The following is a 17,731-nucleotide window of genomic DNA, read 5'->3' as shown; positions in this document are numbered from 1 at the left end:
GTCCCGTGGTCCGTGCCGTTCAATGCCGTTCAATGCCGTTCAGTGCCGTGCTGTGGTGCCGTGCTGTTGCTGTGCCGTCGGGTGCTCCGCCGCGCCGGGTGGTCGTGGTTCCGGCCGGTCGGAGAAGCCGGCCGCTACCCCGCGCGGCGGTAGCTCTCCGCCGTCACGTCGTAGATGTCGGCCACCCGATCCCTGAGGTCGTCGGGACCGAGCACCTGAATGACATGGTAGTCACCGGCGATGAGCAACACCCGGTTGAACGCCACCACATCGCGGTCGCTGGCGCGCCAGCCGAAGACGCCCTCGGCCATCTGGACCTCGCCGACCCTGGTCTCGATCAGGCCGCTGTGGTCGCCGAACCGGTAGGCCCTGAAGTCCGCCAACTCCGGCTGCTCGGTGAGCTGGTACTCCATCGGCGTGTCGCCGAAGTCCGCGACGCTGTCCCGCCCGGGGACCACCAGGATCTCCACCTCGCCGTCGCTGTAGACGATCCGGCCCTGCTCGCCCTCGGTGCGCTGCCAGTCGGCCGGCACGGCCAGTGCGAAGCCGGCCGCGTCGTCCACCAGCTCGAACCCCTCGGGGGGCGGGGCGGGTTGGCTGTCCTCCTCGTTGGGCGAGGGCTGGGTGGCGCCCTCGGTGGGCTCGACCGTCGCCTCGTCCTCCCCCGGGTCGGCGCCCCCGGCGTCGCCGGGCCGGTCCGGGTTCTCCGCGTCGTCCGGCGGGGTGTCGACGTCGGGGGTGCGCTCGCCGGTCGCGTCGTTCGCGTCGCGCGCGCCGGGCGCGAAGGCCAACACATAGGCCACGGCGCCCGCGAGGCCCAGCAGCACCAGGGTCAGCAGCACCCGGCCGAGCCGGCGCGGGGGGCGCTCCCCGCGCGGGCGCGGGCGCCGGCGCGGGCCGACCAACTCACCACGGCGGCGCAGTATCGGCAGCCGCCTGGGGTCGGACGGACGGCCCGGCTCCAACGCGGGCGGCGGCGCGGTGACCGTGCGGCGGCCGACGTCCGGCTCGGGCGCGCCGCGCAGCAGCGAACGCAGCCAGCCGCGCAGCGCCTCGGCGCTGGGCCGCTCGGTCGGGTCCTGCCGCAGCAGCGACTCCACGATCGGACGGAGCGCGCCGCAGTCCTCGGCGAACGCGGGCTGCTCGGCGCAGACCGCCTGCACCAACTCGGCCGCGCCGTCCTCCGGGTAGGCGGGGAAGCCCTGCACCGCGCGGAAGAGCAGCGCGCCCAGGGCCCAGAAGTCGGCCGGCGGGCCGACCGGCGGCGCCAGCCGCCAGTGCTCGTAGACGGGCCCGGCCTGCTCGGGCGCCCAGCGCTCGGTGACGGCGCCCACGGTGGTGATCCGCGCCTGCCGGGCGCGTTCGGCGGCCAGCGCGCTGTCCGGGCCCCGGTAGCGCCGCTCGGCGTCCCCGGCGGGGCTCTCTCCGGCGCGCGCCTCCCCGGCGGGGCCCGCCTGGGCCGGGCCGGCCGGCACGTGGCCGCCGACCAGCGCGGGCTCCCGGCCCACGCCGGTGCTCGGGCCGGTGTTCGCGCCGGCGTCCGCGCCCGCGTGCGGCGGGACGCCGCGCGCGACGGCGCCCGGCACCGGGCCCGCGCCGGTGGCGCGCGCCGGGCCGGGCGGGAGGGCGCCCGGCTGCTCGGCCGGGCCCTGCGGCTGGCCGGGCGGCCGGCCGCCCGGGCGGTCGGTCAACTCCCAGCCGGTGCGGACCGGTTCGCTGGGCCGGCGGGCGCCGGGCAGGTCGGTGGGGCTGGCCCCGGGCGCGCCAGGGGCGCGCGGGGACATGCTGGCGCTGCGCGCCGCGCCGGCTCGCGCGCCCGCGCGGTAGGCGGCGATCGCGCCGCTGCGCGCCGCGCGATCCGTCGCCGGTCGTTCCGCGCCGGGCCGCCGGTGCTCGCCGGTCGCTTCGCCCTCGCCGCCGGGCGCTGGCGGCGCGCCGCCCTCGAAGTCCCAACTGGACGGCAACCCTTCGCGCTGCTCGGGCCGGCCGCCCTGCTCGCGGGCCCTGGCGGCCAGCTCCGCGCCCGCCGTGCCCTCGGTGCCCGGCGTCCCCGGGGGCCCGCTGTCCCACCGCCGGTACCCGTCGGGCAGCTCGCCCCCGGGCTCGCCGGCCTGGAAACCCGGCGGCAACTCGGCCGGCTCCGGCGCCGGCCCCGCCGCCAACTCCTCACCGCCGGCGGGCGGTTGGTCCCTGGTGAAGCCGGCGGGCCACTGGGCCTCGCCCGAGCCCCAGTAACCGGCCCCGGTCGGCGCCCCGACCCCGCCGGCCGGAGCGGAGCCGAGCCCCGCCCCCGAGCCCGGCCCAGAGCCGGCGGCCGGCGGCCAACCGCCCTGCCCCGCACCGCCGTTGCCGTCCCGTTCCGTACCCGCCGGCCAACCGCCGGCCTCCGCCGGCGGCCAACCGCCCGCGCCCATGGGGCCGTTGGGCGGGCCACCGCCGGCACGGTGGTCGTCCTCCCGAACGTTGTCCCGCCGGCCCGCCCCCGCCGGGTCGTTCCCCGGCCAGCCGGCGGCACCAGAACCGGCACCGGCCGGCCCGGCCCCCGGCACGCCGCCACCCGTCGGCCACCCGCCCGGCCCGGCCGCGCCCGGCGCGCCGCCGCCCTCGGCCCGGCCCGGGGCCCGCCCGGCGCCCGGCGCCGGCTTCTCCATGGCCACCCGGCCCGAGGACTCCCGGCCCGAAGGCTCCCGGCCCGAAGGCTCCGATGGCCTTCGCCCCGAGGGCCCGGGCTCCGGGCCCGAGATGCCGTTCCTCGGGTGCGCTGCGAAGGTGTCCGGGATGTCCGGCGCGGGCAACGGGTCGTAGCCGCAGAGGACTTCCTCGGCGGCGCCGGCCGCCAGGCCGGTCAGCACGGCGCGGCCGTCGTCGCAGATCAGCACCGTGCGCGCGGTGACATTGCGGTGGGTCCAGCCGTGCGCGTGCACGATCCGCAGCGCGGCCAGCAGGTCGGCGGCCACCTCGGCCGCGCGGTAGGGCCCGAGGCGTTCCTCAGCGAGCAGCGCGGCCAGCGGCCTCGCCGGCACTAACTCACTGACGATCCACAGCCCGTCGCCCTGCACGAAGACGTCGAAGACCTGGTCGAGCCTCGGGTGGTCGGGCAGCCCGGCCGCCGCCGTGGCGGCCTCGACGGCCCGCCGGACCACGGGGTCGTCGGGCGTCCTGGTCGCGCGGTCCGCACCCGCGCCGCGCCCCGCGCCGGCCGCGCCGCCGTGCCGGCCCGGGCCGTCCACCAACTCGGCGTCCACGACCTCCGGCAGCGGCACCTGCCGCACCAGGACCTCCTGGCCACTGGCGGTGTCGAAGGCCCGGGACTCCACGAACTCGAACTCGTCGGACGGGGTTTGGGGCAGCCGGTAGCGATCGGCCAACAGCCGCCCCGCGTACTTGTCCACCTTGCGCCTCCCCACCGCGTGCCCACCCGCCGGACGGCTTCCCACGATACGGCGCGGGGCACCTGCTCGGCTACGGTCCGTCAACTGACGATTCTTCTCAGTCCCATTCAGCCCTTCGCCAGCCCCAGTCAGATCCGGTCACTCTCGTCCAGATGCGCTCAAGCGGGAGCGACTGGCCGAGAGCGAACCGGCTGCCGGGCGCCGGCGGGCGAACGGGAACGCACCTCACTCCAGCGGTTCGAAGGTCTGGAAGGCCGTCTCGCGCAGCGTGCGGCACGAGCCCTCCTCCCACGCGTCCACCGGACAGGTGATCATGATCGCGTAGCCCCGGTCGTCGTCGACCCTGAAGCCACGGTTGAGCACCCGGACTCTTTCCCCGTCCTCGACCCTTTCGAACTGCCAGTCGGCGACCGTCGGATAGTCGCGCCACTCGATGGACTCGATGCCGATCCGCTCGTAGTCCTCGCTGTTGCCCCGCACGGCCGGCTCCAGGTCGCGCCAGGCGGCCTCGGCGTCGTCGCCCGGCCGCGCGTTGAAGTCGACCTGGACCTTGACCGGGCTGCCCGGCTCGGCCGCGTAGATAGCTCCCGAGTTCTGCCCGGCTATGCCCACCCGCTCCCAGCCCTGCGGCAGCGAGATGCTGAAGTGGAAGTCGGCGTCCACGACTTCGGCGTAGCCGGTCGGGCTGTCCGGCTCGGCGTCCGGGTCGTTCTCCGGGGAGGTGCCGGGCGGCCCGTCGTCGCCGTCCTCGCCGCCACCGGGCTCGCCGGAGTCCCCGGTCTCGCCGGTCTCACCCGACGCGCCGGAGTCCCCGCCGGCGCTCTCCTCGCCGCCGGTGCCCTCGGCCTCGCCCTCGGGGTCGGGGTCGTTCCCCTCCTGGCCCGCCTGCCCCTCGGTCTCGCCCTGCTCCTGGCCGCCGCTGGCGCTGCCGCCCTCGTCGGAGGCGTCGTCGCCGCCGGAGAGCCAGATGACCACGGCCGTGCCGAGCACGACCAGCGCCACCACCACCGCGCCGATCGCCAGCAGCAGCCGCCGCCGCTCGGCCGGGTCCGCCGCGCCGCCCGTGCCGCCCGACCGCACGGGGGGCGGCGGAGTGCCGGGAACGTCCGAGGCGGCGCCGGGGGCGTTCGGGGCGCCGTCGGCGGAGACGGCCGGCGTCGCACGCGCCGGCGTGCGCGGGTCGCTCACGCCGGGCTTCGGCGAGACCGCCGGCGCGGAGGAACGCGCGCCGGAGGCGCCGGCCGAGCCGCCCGAAGTCCCGCCGGCGGAGCCGCCCTTGGCCGCCGCACCAGCGCCGGCCGCCGCGGCACCGGCGGCCCCAGCGACAGCGCCCGCGCCGCCGCGCACGGCCGGTGTGGTGCCCGGCTTGGGCGTCGGCCGCCGCCCGACCATCAACGTCTGGTGGTCCGTGACCGAACCCGAACCCTCCCCGCCGCCCAACACCTCGTTGAGCAGCTCCCGCACCCGGGGCTCGGCCGGCCGCTCCTCCGGCTTCTTCCGCAGCGACTCCATGATCAGCTCGGTCAGGTCGCCCGCCTGGGTCGGCGCCGGCACCGGGTCGTGCATCACGGCGGCCAGGGTGGCGATGGCGCTGCCCTCGTCGTAGGGCGGGCGGCCCTCGACGCAGCAGTAGAGGAGCGCGCCCAGCGACCAGATGTCCGCCGGCGGCCCGGGCGAGGCGCCCCTGGCCCGCTCGGGCGAGATATAGGAGGGCGCGCCCACCAGCATCCCGGTGGAGGTGATGGACGGGTCGCCCTCGACCTTGGCGATGCCGAAGTCCGTCAGGACAACGCGGCCCTCGTCGTCGGCCACGATCACGTTGGACGGCTTGACGTCCCGGTGGAGGATGCCGGCGCCGTGCGCGTCGCGCAGCACGTCGAGGATGGCCAGGCCGATCTCGGCGGCCCGGCGCGGGGACATCGGCCCCTCCTGCCGGATGATGTCGGCCAGCGAGCGCCCCTCGATCAGCTCCATCACGATCCACGGCCGCGAGCCCTCGTCGACCACGTCGTAGATGGTGACGACGCCCCGGCTGCGGATGGTGGCGATGGCCTTGGCCTCCCGCAGGGTGCGGGTGATCATGCGCTTCCGCTCGGCCTCGTCGACCCCGGCCGAAAGACGCAGCTCCTTGACCGCGACGGAACGGCCGAGCACCTCGTCGGTGGCCCGCCACACCGTGCCCATGCCGCCGCGCCCGACGACGGAGCCCAGCCGGTAACGCCCGTTCAGCAGCCGGGTCGCGTCGCTCCGGCGGCTCGGTGCGACCCTGGTGGTGGGCCGGTCACCCACGTCGGCGGCCCCCTCGCCGTCGGCAACGTCCGCGTCCCCGCCCCCGGCAACACCCGCGTCCCCGGCCGACGCTGACGCGTCGCCGGCCCCGGCGCCCTCGGCCCCGGCCGCGGCCTCCGCCGCCTCCTCGCCGCCGACCTCCGCCGCGCCCTCGCCCTCGTCCTCGTGCGACTGCCGGCGCAGCCTCGACTCGTTTGCCCCGTTGTCCTGGCCCATGCGTGCGTCCCCTCCGGCTTCCCCGGCCATTGTCACCCATCCGTATGACATCCGGGGCGCCGGGCGACCCGCCCGCCCGAGTCGATCAGTAACGAAATCAACAAGGAGACCGGCGAAGGGAACGGCAACGCGGCCGCCCGGACGGGCCGTTGGGAGACCCCGCGAAAGGGCCGGGAAGAGGCCGGGGACCCGGGCGGGACCCGGGCGGGACCCGGGCGAGGCTCAGAGCGGAACGGTGTCCGGCGCCCCGAGACGCGCCGCGTCCGCCGTCTGGTCGTCGGGCTGGAGCTGCGACTCGCGCTCGGCCTCCACCCGCTTCAGATAGTGCTCCACCTCACGCGCCACCTGCTCGTCCGACCAGCCCAGCACACCGCCCATCAACTCGGCGCACTCCTGGGCACTTCGGGTGCCCCGGTCGAAGGTCTCGATGGAGATCCGGGTGCGCCGGGTCAGCACGTCCTCCAGGTGCCGGGCGCCCTCGTGCGAACAGGCGTACACGATCTCGGCCTTGAGGTAGTCGTCGGCGGCCGGCAGCGGCTGGCCGAGGCGCGGGTCGGCGACGACCAGGTCGAGCAGTTCCTGCGTCAGGGAGCCGTAGCGGCGCAGCAGATGCTCCACCCTGGCCTCGTGCAACCCGGACCTGGCGGCGATCCGGCCCCGCGCGTTCCACAGCGCCGCGAACCCCTCGGCGCCGGCCAGCCGGATCTCCTCCGTGCAGCAGGCCGCGACCCGCCGGTCCAGGCCGTGCACCGCCGCGTCCACCGCGTCCTTGGCCATCACCCGGTAGGTGGTGTACTTCCCGCCGGCGACCACCACCAGGCCCGGCACCGGGTGGGCCACGGTGTGCTCGCGGGAGAGCTTGCTGGTGGCGTCCGACTCGCCGGCGAGCAACGGGCGCAGCCCCGCGTAGACGCCCTCCACGTCGTCCCGGGTGAGCGGCACGGCCAGCACGGAGTTGACGTGCTCCAGCAGGTAGTCGATGTCGGCGCTGGACGCGGCGGGGTGCGCCTTGTCCAGGTCCCAGGCGGTGTCCGTGGTGCCGACGATCCAGTGCCGGCCCCAGGGGATCACGAACAGCACGCTGGTCTCGGTCCGCAGGATCAGCCCGGTCGAGGAGTGGATGCGGTCCTTGGGCACCACCAGATGGATGCCCTTGGACGCCTTGACGTGGAACTGGCCGCGCTCGGCGATCATCGCCTGGGTGTCGTCGGTCCACACCCCGGTGGCGTTGACGACCTGCTTCGCCCGGATCTCGTAGGTGCGGAACTCCCCCGAGCCGGCGCCGTCGCCGGTCCCGTCGCCCGCCCCGTTGCCGCCCCCGTTCCCGCTCTCCAGGTCCAGCACCCGCACGCCCACCACCCGCTCCCCCTCGCGGAGGAACTCGGTCACCCGCGCCCGGTTGGCGACCCGGGCCCCGTAGCTGGCGGCCGTGCGGACCAGCGCGGCGACGAACCGGGCGTCGTCCACCTGCGCGTCGTAGTACTGCAACGCGCCGACCAGCGCGTCCTTCCGCAGGCAGGGCGCGACCCGCAGCGCGTGGGAACGGGTCAGGTGACGGTGGGTCGGCAGGCCGCGCCCGTGGCCCGAGGAGAGCGACATCGCGTCGTAGAGCGCCACGCCCGAGCCGGCGTAGAACCGTTCCCAACCCCGGTGGCGCAGCGGGTAGAGGAACGGCACCGGGCGCACCAGGTGCGGGGCGATCCGGCTGAGCAGCAGGCCGCGTTCCCGCAGCGCCTCCCTGACCAGGCCGAAGTCCAGCATCTCCAGATAGCGCAGCCCGCCGTGGATCAGTTTGCTCGACCGGCTGGAGGTGCCGGCCGCCCAGTCCCTGGCCTCCACCAGGCCGGTGGACAGGCCCCGGGTGGTGGCGTCCAACGCGGTGCCGGCGCCGACCACGCCGCCGCCGACCACGAGGACGTCCAACTCCCGTTCCGCCATCCGGGCCAGTGCCTCGGCCCGCTGTTCCGGTCCTAGCGTCGCTGTCCTCACCGCTGCCTCCCTGGCATCTCGCGTGCGTGCCGACCCTGGCGTCGCCTGCTCCGTCGATCCGTGGCCCTCTTCAGGCTCTCCCAGCTCCACCGAGTTCGCCGCCCGGGCGCGTCCCCTCGGCCTGTTGAACCGGGCCAATCCACCGTATCTGTCATATATGCCCGTAACCTGACCGGAGCGCATATGCCCTCCCCGGGGAGCGGCAGAAGGGAAGGGAGCCGCCCGCGTATGCCCGCTGATCTCGCCGTCCTCGGTCTTGGGCCACTGGGACTGCCCGCCGCCCAGGCGGCCACCGCCGCAGGCATCTGCACGGTCGCCTTCGTACCGGATGCCCGGATCGCCGCCGGCTTGAACGCGGGGCGCCCACCCGGCGACGCCTCGCTCTCCGCTTCGGCGCTCCGCCGGATGCTGGCCGGCGGCTTCCGCGCCGCCCACGACCCGGTCGTGCTCGGCCGGGTCCGCACCGCGCTGATCTGCGCGCCCACCCCGCCCGACGACCGGGGCGCCCCCGACCTGAACGCGGTGCGGGAGGCCGCCGCCACCCTCGCACCCCGGCTGCGGCCCCGCACCCTGGTGGTGCTCGAATCCACGGTGCCGCCCGGCACCACCGAGGGCGTGCTGCGCCCGGTGCTGGAGCGCGGCTCGGGGCTGCGCGCCGGGCGCGACTTCCAACTGGCGCACGCTCCCGGCCGGTTGGACCCCGGCGCGACCGGCGGCCACGCCGCCTCGCCCCGGGTGATCGGCGGCCTGACCCCCGACTGCGTCGAGGCGGCCGCCGCGTTCTACGGCCGGCTCACCGACAAGGTGGTGCGCGCCCGTGGCCTGCGCGAGGCGGAGACCGTGAAGGTCCTGGAGACCAACGTCCAGCACGTCGGCATGGCCCTGATCAACGAGATGGCCATGTTCTGCCACGAGTTGGGCATCGACCTGTGGGACGTGGTCCGCTGCGCCGAGGCCCGCTCCCCCGCCCCCGGCGGCATCTGCCGCCCCGGCCCGGGCGCCGCCGGGCTGGACGCCCCGGTCAACCCGGGCAACCGGCTGCGCCTGGTCGGCCTGGCCCGCGAGGTCAACGAGCGGATGCCCGGCTATGTCACCCAGCGGGCCACCGCGCTGCTCAACGAGCACGGCAAGTCGGCCAGGGGCGCCCATGTGCTGCTGCTCGGCGTCGCCCACCGCCCCGAGCTGCCCGCCCTGGAACGCGGCCCGGCCCACGAGATCGCCTCCCGGCTGCTGACGCTGGGCGCCCAGCTCAGCTTCCACGACCCGTGCGTCAGCGAGTGGCGGGTGGCGGGCCGGCGGGTGCCGCGCGCCGACTCGCCGTACGAGTCGGCCGCCGTCGCCGACCTGACGCTGCTGCTGACCCACCACGGCACCTACGACCTCCAGGGCCTGGCCGCCAAGGCGCAGCTGCTCTTCGACACCAGGGGCGCCACGCCGGCGGGGGCCGCCCACCGCCTGTGAACGCCACAGACGGTGAACGGCCCCCGGAAGTCCGCCCGTTCAGCGGGAAAGCGCCACCGTGACCTCGACCCGCTGGAACTCCTTCAGCTCCGAGTACCCCGTGGTGGCCATGGCCCGCCGCAGCGCGCCGAAGAAGTTCATCGAGCCGTCCGGGATGTGCGAGGGGCCGGTGAGCACCTCCTTGGTGGTGCCGACCGTGCCCAGGTGCACCTTCTTGCCGCGCGGCACGTCCTCGTGGACCGCCTCCATGCCCCAGTGGTGCCCGCGCCCGGGCGCGTCCGTCGCGCGGGCCAGCGGGGAGCCCATCATCACGGCGTCGGCGCCGCAGGCGATCGCCTTCGGCAGGTCGCCCGACCAGCCGACGCCACCGTCCGCGATCACATGGACGTAGCGCCCGCCCGACTCGTCCAGGTAGTCCCGCCGGGCGGCGGCGACATCCGCCACCGCCGTGGCCATCGGCACCTGGATGCCCAGCACGTTCCGCGTGGTGTGCGCGGCGCCGCCGCCGAAGCCCACCAGCACCCCGGCCGCGCCGGTGCGCATCAGGTGCAGCGCGGCGGTGTAGGTCGCGCAGCCGCCCACGATCACCGGAACGTCCAGCTCGTAGATGAACTGCTTGAGGTTCAACGGCTCGGCCGCGCCCGAGACATGCTCGGCGGAGACGGTGGTGCCCCGGATCACGAAGATGTCCACGCCGGCGTCCAGCACGGCCTTGGAGAACTGCGCCGTCCGCTGCGGCGACAGCGCGGCCGCCGTGACCACACCGGCGTCCCTGACCTCGCGGATGCGCTGGAAGATCAGCTCCTCCTGGATGGGCGCCGCGTAGATCTCCTGGAGCCGCCGGTTGGCCCGGTCCTCCTCAAGACCCGCGATCTCCGCCAGCAGCGGCTCCGGGTCCGGGTAGCGGGTCCACAGACCCTCCAGGTTGAGCACCCCGAGACCGCCCAGCTCGCCGATCCGGATCGCCGTCCGCGGCGAGACGACCGAGTCCATCGGCGCGGCCAGGAACGGCAGCTCGAAGCGGTAGGCGTCGATCTGCCAGGCGATCGAGACCTCCTTCGGGTCGCGGGTGCGGCGCGAGGGCACCACGGCGATGTCGTCGAAGGCGTAGGCGCGCCGGCCGCGCTTGCCGCGCCCGATCTCGATCTCAGTCACAGGTAGAGCCCTTCCATGCGGTGTGCGCCCCCCAGTATCGCCGATGCCGCCCCGGCGGCCCCCGGCCCGTTCGCCACCCGGTCGCCCGTCGCCCGGGCGCTCAGCGCCGCGAGTAGTTGGGGGCCTCGGTGGTCATCTGGATGTCGTGCGGGTGGCTCTCCTTGAGCCCCGCCGAGGTGATCCGCACGAACTGCCCGCGCTCCTTGATCTCCGGAACGGTGCGCCCGCCGAGGTAGTACATCGACTGGTGCAGCCCGCCCACCAGCTGGTGGACGACGGAGGACAGCGGGCCACGGTAGGGCACCTGACCCTCGATGCCCTCGGGGATCAGCTTGTCGTCGTCGCCCACGCCCTGCTGGAAGTAGCGGTCCTTGGAGTAGGAACGCCGCTCGCCCCTGGACTGCATGGCGCCCAGCGAGCCCATGCCCCGGTACGACTTGAACTGCTTGCCGTTGATGAACTGCAACTCGCCCGGGGACTCCTCGCAGCCCGCCAGCAGGCTGCCCAGCATCACCGTGTCCGCGCCGGCCACCAGGGCCTTGGCGATGTCGCCGCTGTACTGGAGGCCGCCGTCGCCGATCACCGGCACGCCCGCCTCGCGGGCCGCCAGCGACGCCTCGTAGATCGCGGTGACCTGCGGCACGCCGATGCCGGCGACCACCCGGGTGGTACAGATCGACCCCGGCCCGACGCCGACCTTGATGCCGTCCACGCCCGCGTCGATCAGCGCCCTGGCGCCGTCCCTGGTGGCGACGTTGCCGGCGACGACGTCCACGCCGTCGTGGTTGGCCTTGATCTTGGCGGCCATCTCCGGCACCAGCCGGGAGTGGCCGTGCGCCGTGTCCACCACCACGAAGTCCACGCCGGCCTCGATCAGCGCCTCGGCCCGCTCGTACGCGTCGCCCGTGACGCCCACGGCGGCGCCCACGATCAGCCGGCCCTCGGCGTCCTTGGCGGCGTTGGGGTACTGCTCGGCCTTGACGAAGTCCTTGACGGTGATCAGGCCCTTGAGCCGGCCGGAGTCGTCGACCAGCGGCAGCTTCTCGATCTTGTGCCGGCGCAGCAGCTCGACGGCCTCCTGCGCGGAGATCCCGACCTGCCCGGTGACCAGCGGCATCGGCGTCATCACCGACCGCACCTCGCGGGAGCGGTCCGTCTCGAACGCCATGTCGCGGTTGGTCACGATGCCCAGCAGCTTCCCCGAGGCGTCGGTGACCGGTACGCCGCTGATCCGGTACCGGCCGCACAGCTCGTCGGCCTCGCTGAGGGTGGCGTCCGGCCGGATGGTGATCGGGTCGGTGACCATCCCGGACTCGGAGCGCTTGACCCGGTCCACCTGGGCGGCCTGCTCCTCGATCGAGAGGTTGCGGTGCAGGACCCCGGCGCCGCCCTGGCGGGCCATGGCGATCGCCATCCGCGCCTCGGTGACCTTGTCCATCGCGGCGGAGAGCAGCGGGATGTTCACCCGGACGTTGCGGGACAGCTGCGAGGAGGTGTCGATGTCACCGGGCGCCAGATCCGCCGGGCCGGGCAGCAACAGCACATCGTCGAAGGTCAGCCCGAGCGCCGCGAACTTCTGCGGCACCTCGCCCACGTGATCAGTCATGACACCACTTTCCGAACGAACCGAAATGAACCGGACGACTCCCCTCCAGCTCACCCGGCCGGGGTGTCCAGCTTACGACCCCGCGCCACCCGCTCGGCCTACCGCCCGGCGAGCGCCCTGAGCCTGCTGAGGGCGCGGTGCTGGGCAACGCGGACGGCGCCCGGCGACATTCCCAGCCGGTGCCCGGTCTCCTCGGCGGTCAGCCCGACGGCGACCCGCAGCAGCACCAGCTCCCGCAGATGCGCCGGCAGGTTGGCCAGCAGTTTCCTGGCCCACTCGGCGTCGCTGGACAGCAGCGCGCGCTCCTCGGGGCCCAGCGAGTCGTCGGGCCGCTCGGGCATCTCGTCCGAGGGCACCGCCATGCTGCCGGGGTGCCGGAGCGCGGCGCGCTGGAGGTCGGCGACCTTGTGCTGGGCGATGGCGACGACGAACGCGTCGAACGGACGTCCGGTGTCGCGGTAGCGCGGCAGCGCGCAGAGCACCGCCAGGCAGACCTCCTGCGCCAGGTCGTCCACGAAGTGCCGCGCCTCGCCCGGGAGTCGGGAGAGCCGGACCCGGCAGTAGCGCAGGGCCAGCGGATGCACATGGGCCAACAGGTCGTGGGTGGCCTGGGCGTCCCCCATGGCCGCACGATGCGCCAGGGCGGCGATCGCCGAGGTGTCGTCATCGCGCATCGGTCCATGGTGCACCCCCGCCGGCCGCTCCGTGGCGGCGGAGGCGGAGTTGTGCACCGAAGCGTTATGCGCGGGAGCGCTGAAGGTCACGTTCCTGGCCCTCCCCTTCACACCCGGCTGGCTCGTCCCCAAGGAGCTTCATGCTTCCAGGATGCGACACCGGAGGACCGTTCGCGTCCCGCTCCCCACCGGACGGGGTGGAGCGCCGGCGGCGAACACCCCGTCCCTACCCGTGCACCGGGTGCGGTCAGCGGACCAGACCCCAACGAAAACCCAAGGCCACGGCGTGTGCGCGGTCCGAGGCGCCCAACTTCTTGAACAGCCGGCGGGCATGGGTCTTGACCGTGTCCTCGGAGAGAAACAACTCACGGCCGATCTCCGCGTTGGACCGGCCGTGGCTCATGCCCTCCAGGACCTGGATCTCGCGCGCGGTCAGCGTGGGCGCCGCGCCCATGTCGGAGGACCGCAGCCGGCGGGGGGCGAGGCGCCAGGTCGGGTCGGCCAGGGCCTGGGTGACCGTGGCGCGCAACTCGGCGCGGGAGGCGTCCTTGTGGAGGTAGCCACGGGCGCCGGCGGCGACGGCCAGCGCCACGCCGTCGAGGTCCTCGGCCACCGTCAACATGATGATGCGGGCGCCGGGGTCGGCCGAGAGCAGCCGGCGGACCGTCTCGACGCCGCCGAGGCCGGGCATCCGGACGTCCATCAGGATGAGGTCCGAGCGGTCGGCGCCCCAGCGGCGGAGGACCTCCTCGCCGTTGGCCGCCGTCGTGACCCGCTCGACGCCGGGCACGGTCGCGACCGCGCGGCGGAGCGCCTCCCGGGCGAGCGGGGAGTCGTCGCAGACAAGGACAGAAGTCATGGCCGCCCTCCGCAGCTGATGCGCGTCACCTTGAGCCTCCAGGGAGTGTGAGTCGTCGTGCCGGGCGATTGACAGCCGAGCCAACCGCCTCCGCCCTCTCAACGATGGTCACCCGAAAGAGTTACGGCCTCCCACCTCACAGCATCTGCACTTTACGTGACCAGGTCATCACACCGAAGTCTCGTTCCGACCAACACGACACCGCCCCGGCTTGTAGCTGTTTGCCCTATTTAGTCCTTCTTTTCCGCTTTGACGTGTCTCAGGCTATATTCGGCGGGTAGTCATATTTACATCTACTTCCACGGTTCTTCTTGCTCGTGTTGCACGTGCTGGTCGTGAGTGCGGTCGCGGCGACGACCCCGATGACGATGGGACATGTCATGGCAGATTTCTCCCGCCTACCCGGCCCCAACGCCGATCTGTGGGACTGGCAGTTGATGGCCGCCTGTCGGGGGGTGGACAGCTCGCTGTTCTTCCACCCCGAGGGGGAGCGCGGGGCCGCGCGCAGCGCCCGGGAGGAGGCGGCGAAGGAGGTGTGTATGCGGTGCCCGGTGCGGACCGAGTGCGCCGCGCACGCGCTCTCCGTGCGCGAGCCCTACGGGGTGTGGGGCGGGTTGACGGAGGACGAGCGCGAGGAGCTGCTCGGGCGCGCCCGGCGCGGGCTCGCCGAGAGCGGCGCCCACCGCCAGCGCTGAACCGGCGCGCGCACCGTTCCGGCGCGCTCCCCCGAGCGACTACGGTCGCCCCATGACGACAGCGTTGGTGACCGGGGCGACCGCCGGGATCGGTGCGGCCTTCGCCCGGAGACTGGCCGGCGACGGCCTCGACCTGGTGCTGGTGGCCAGGAACGGCGAGCGACTGGCCGCCCTGGCGGCCGAGTTGACCGAACGACACGGCGTCGCGGCGACCGCGCTGCCCGCCGACCTGGCGACCGACGAGGGCCTGACGGCGGTGGCCGAGCGGCTGGCCGACGCCGAGCGCCCGGTCGACCTGCTGGTCAACAACGCCGGCTTCGGCCTGAGCGGCGGCTTCACCCGCGCGCCGCTCGCCGACGAGCTGCGGATGCTGCGGGTGCACTGCGAGGCGGTGCTGCGGCTGACCTCGGCGGCGGTGCCGGGGATGCGGGAGCGCGGGCGCGGCGGGGTGGTGAACGTGGCCTCGGTGGCGGCGTTCGTCCCGCGCGGCACCTATGGCGCGTCGAAGGCGTGGGTGGTGCGGTTCACCGAGGGCGCGGCGCTGGAGCTGGCGGGCAGCGGGGTGCGGCTGATGGCGCTGTGCCCGGGCTTCGTGCGCACGGAGTTCCACCAGCGGGCCGAGATGGACATGACGTCGCTGCCCGGCTGGATGTGGCTGGACGCGGACCGGGTGGTGGCCACGGCGCTGCGGGACCTGGCGCGGCGGCGGGTGGTGAGCGTTCCCGGCTTCCGGTACAAGGCGCTGCTGGGCGCGGCCCGGCTGCTGCCGGTGGGGGCGCTGGGCCGGGTGTCGGCGCGCGCGGGGCGGGAGTTCGGGCCCCGCCGGCGGGGCGAGCGGCCGGGCCGGATCGCCCGGCGGGAGGCGGCACGACCGACCGGCGATCCCGAAAAATCGGGCAAATAACATAACTCGCCTAGAGTGGAGCGCCAGGGGATCAGTCGGGCGAGCCATGGACGGGCCATGATTTTCGTACAGGTAGTCGAACTCACCACCCACCGTGTCAACGAGGTCAACGAGCTGCTGGACTCCTGGATCGAGGCGACCCGGGGGAAGCGGACGTTGACCCGCGTGGTGCTCGCCAGGGACGAGGGCGACGTCTCCCACCTGATGATGCTCGCGACGTTCCCGTCCCGCGAGGCGGCCAGGGAGAACTCCCAACTCCCCGAGACCGAACGGATCTTCCGGCGGCTGGTGGCGCTCTGCGACGACGTGCCCCGGTTCACCGACCTGGAGGTCCTGCGGGACGAGGAACTCAACAAGCGGGTGGTGCGGCGCTATCTGACCGAGGTGGTCAACGAGGGCGCCCTGGGCGTGGCCGACGAGCTGTGCGTGCCGCACTTCCGCGAGCACGACCCGGCCAGCCCCAACGAGCCGCTCGACCTGGCCGACGCCAAGACCTCCGTGGCCCGCTGGCTGGGCACGCTGCGGCCGACGTTCGTGATCGAAGACCAGCTGGCCGAGGGGAACCTGGTCTCCACCCGGTTCACCGTGACCGGCACCCACAGCGGCGACTTCATGGGCCTGGGGGCCACCGGCCGGCCGGTGCGGGTGACCGGGCAGGTCACCCACCGCTTCGAGCACGGCCTGCTCGCCGAGTCCTGGTGGAACTGGGACCAGCTGGGCCTGCTCTCCCAACTCGGCCTGGTGGCGCTGTAGCACGCGTGGGCGCCCGGAGCGCGCGAACGGCCGGGCCCCGGCACCCGAGAGATCGGGTGCCGGGGCCCGGCCGTCGTGCGGGAGGTCCGTGCGCTCAGTGCGCGTGGCCGTGGCCGTGGCCGCCGGCCTCCGGCTCCTCCTCCTTCTTCTCCACCACCAGGGTCTCGGTGGTGAGCAGCAGCGCGGCGATGGAGGCCGCGTTCTGGAGGGCGGAGCGGGTGACCTTCACCGGGTCGATGACGCCGTCCTTGACCAGGTCGCCATAGGTGCCGGTGGCCGCGTTGTAGCCCTGGCCCTTGTCGAGGTCGGCGACCTTGGAGGTGATGACATAGCCCTCCAGGCCGGCGTTCTCGGCGATCCAGCGCAGCGGCTCGACGGCGGCGCGGCGGACGATCGCCACGCCGGTGGCCTCGTCGCCGGTCTTGTCCAGGTCGTTCTCCAGGACCTTGGCGGAGTGCACCAGGGAGGCGCCGCCGCCGGGGACGATGCCCTCCTCGACCGCGGCGCGGGTCGCGGAGATGGCGTCCTCCAGGCGGTGCTTCTTCTCCTTCAGCTCCACCTCGGTGGCCGCGCCGACGCGGATCACGCAGACGCCGCCGGCGAGCTTGGCGAGGCGCTCCTGGAGCTTCTCGCGGTCCCAGTCGGAGTCGGTGGCCTCGATCTCGGCCTTGATCTGGGCGACCCGGTCCTGGATCGCGGCGGAGTCACCGGCGCCGTCCACGATGGTGGTGTCGTCCTTGGTGACCGTGACCCGGCGGGCGGTGCCCAGCACCTCCAGGCCGACCTGGTCGAGCTTGAGGCCGACCTCCTCGGAGATCACGGTGCCGCCGGTGAGAGTGGCCATGTCGCCGAGCATCGCCTTGCGGCGGTCGCCGAAGCCGGGGGCCTTGACCGCGACCGAGTTGAAGGTGCCGCGGATCTTGTTGACCACCAGCGTGGACAGGGCCTCGCCCTCGACGTCCTCGGCGATGATCAGCAGCGGGCGGGAGCCGCCGGACTGCATGATCTTCTCCAGCAGCGGCAGCAGGTCCTGGATGGAGCTGATCTTGCCCTGGTGGATCAGGATGTAGGGGTCGTCGAGGACGGCCTCCATGCGCTCCTGGTCGGTGACCATGTAGTGCGAGAGGTAGCCCTTGTCGAAGGCCATGCCCTCGGTGAAGTCCAGGTCCAGGCCGAAGGTCTGCGACTCCTCGACGGTGATCACACCGTCCTTGCCGACCTTGTCCATGGCCTCGGCGATCAGCTCGCCGACCCGCTTGTCCTGGGCGGACAGCGCGGCCACGGCGGCGATGTCCTCCTTGGAGTCGATCGGCCGGGCGCTGGCGCGCAGGTCGTCGGCGACGGCGGCGACGGCCGCGTCGATGCCGCGCTTCAGCCCGGACGGGGAGGCGCCGGCGGCCACGTTCCGCAGGCCCTCGCGCACCAGCGCCTGGGCGAGCACGGTCGCGGTGGTGGTGCCGTCACCAGCGATGTCGTTGGTCTTGGTCGCCACCTCCTTCACCAGCTGGGCGCCGAGGTTCTCGTAGGGGTCCTCGGTCTCGACCTCGCGGGCGATGGTGACGCCGTCGTTGGTGATGGTGGGGGCGCCGAACTTCTTGTCGATCACGACGTTGCGGCCCTTGGGGCCGATGGTCACCTTGACCGCGTCCGCCAGCTGGTTGACGCCGCGCTCAAGGGCCCGACGGGCGTCCTCGTCGAATTTCAGGATCTTCGCCATGGGTCTTGGGTGTCCCTTAGT

12 protein-coding genes are annotated in these 17,731 nt (G+C 74.1%); 4 read left to right on the top strand and 8 right to left on the bottom strand.

The features are described 5' to 3' along the window. Positions 1–134 precede the first annotated feature (134 nt). The 3 genes from FH609_RS12770 to FH609_RS12755 form a co-directional block, all read right to left on the bottom strand. Entirely contained in the window at positions 135–3,392 is a 3,258-nt protein-coding gene (locus FH609_RS12770; protein ID WP_139667088.1) for a hypothetical protein, read from the bottom strand. A 225-nt stretch (positions 3,393–3,617) separates the two neighbouring features. Next, a complete protein-coding gene (locus FH609_RS12765; protein ID WP_226961597.1) occupies positions 3,618–5,897 on the bottom strand; it encodes a serine/threonine-protein kinase in 2,280 nt (759 codons plus the stop codon). 222 nt (positions 5,898–6,119) lie between these two features. Further along, positions 6,120–7,886 carry a glycerol-3-phosphate dehydrogenase/oxidase gene (locus FH609_RS12755; RefSeq protein ID WP_139667089.1) on the bottom strand — a complete coding sequence of 589 codons (1,767 nt, stop codon included), beginning with the start codon at positions 7,884–7,886 and terminating at the stop codon, positions 6,120–6,122. Positions 7,887–8,114: 228 nt separating this feature from the next. Between FH609_RS12755 and FH609_RS12750 the strand changes: the two genes are divergently transcribed. Further along, positions 8,115–9,347 (top strand): nucleotide sugar dehydrogenase, encoded by a 1,233-nt coding sequence (locus FH609_RS12750; RefSeq protein ID WP_139667090.1) that lies wholly within the window; start codon positions 8,115–8,117, stop codon positions 9,345–9,347. 39 nt (positions 9,348–9,386) lie between these two features. Here the strand turns inward: FH609_RS12750 and FH609_RS12745 are convergent, their stop codons facing one another. The 4 genes from FH609_RS12745 to FH609_RS12730 all read right to left on the bottom strand — a co-directional run bounded on the left by FH609_RS12745 (position 9,387) and on the right by FH609_RS12730 (position 13,641). Then, positions 9,387–10,502, bottom strand: a complete 1,116-nt coding sequence (locus FH609_RS12745) for a GuaB3 family IMP dehydrogenase-related protein (RefSeq protein WP_139667091.1) — start codon at positions 10,500–10,502, stop codon at positions 9,387–9,389. Positions 10,503–10,602: 100 nt separating this feature from the next. After that, positions 10,603–12,108: an IMP dehydrogenase gene (gene guaB, locus FH609_RS12740; protein ID WP_139667092.1), complete on the bottom strand. Its 1,506-nt coding sequence runs from the start codon at positions 12,106–12,108 to the stop codon at positions 10,603–10,605. Between the two features lie 98 nt (positions 12,109–12,206). After that, on the bottom strand, positions 12,207–12,782 hold the full coding sequence (gene shbA / locus FH609_RS12735) for an RNA polymerase sigma factor ShbA (protein WP_319789589.1): 576 nt from the start codon (positions 12,780–12,782) through the stop codon (positions 12,207–12,209). Positions 12,783–13,029: 247 nt separating this feature from the next. Further along, positions 13,030–13,641 carry a response regulator transcription factor gene (locus FH609_RS12730; RefSeq protein ID WP_019431595.1) on the bottom strand — a complete coding sequence of 204 codons (612 nt, stop codon included), beginning with the start codon at positions 13,639–13,641 and terminating at the stop codon, positions 13,030–13,032. A 380-nt stretch (positions 13,642–14,021) separates the two neighbouring features. Here FH609_RS12730 and FH609_RS12725 point away from each other — a divergent pair, with 380 nt between their 5' ends. From FH609_RS12725 to FH609_RS12715, 3 genes are read left to right on the top strand one after another with little or no spacing between them, the layout of a single operon-like run. Then, a complete protein-coding gene (locus tag FH609_RS12725; RefSeq protein ID WP_139667094.1) occupies positions 14,022–14,336 on the top strand; it encodes a WhiB family transcriptional regulator in 315 nt (104 codons plus the stop codon). Between the two features lie 52 nt (positions 14,337–14,388). After that, positions 14,389–15,240: an SDR family NAD(P)-dependent oxidoreductase gene (locus FH609_RS12720; RefSeq protein WP_139667095.1), complete on the top strand. Its 852-nt coding sequence runs from the start codon at positions 14,389–14,391 to the stop codon at positions 15,238–15,240. Between the two features lie 57 nt (positions 15,241–15,297). Then, complete coding sequence (locus tag FH609_RS12715; RefSeq protein ID WP_226961596.1) at positions 15,298–15,993, top strand: ester cyclase; 696 nt, start codon at positions 15,298–15,300, stop codon at positions 15,991–15,993. A gap of 94 nt (positions 15,994–16,087) precedes the next feature. Here FH609_RS12715 and groL read toward each other — a convergent pair whose 3' ends face one another. After that, positions 16,088–17,710 (bottom strand): chaperonin GroEL, encoded by a 1,623-nt coding sequence (gene groL / locus FH609_RS12710; protein WP_139667096.1) that lies wholly within the window; start codon positions 17,708–17,710, stop codon positions 16,088–16,090. Between the last annotated feature and the right edge of the window lie 21 nt (positions 17,711–17,731).

This window comes from Streptomyces sp. 3MP-14, assembly GCF_006334905.2.
Lineage (GTDB): Bacteria > Actinomycetota > Actinomycetes > Streptomycetales > Streptomycetaceae > Streptomyces > Streptomyces triticirhizae.
Note: the sequence above shows the minus strand (reverse complement) of the source record. Positions and strands in the feature narration are given on the sequence as shown.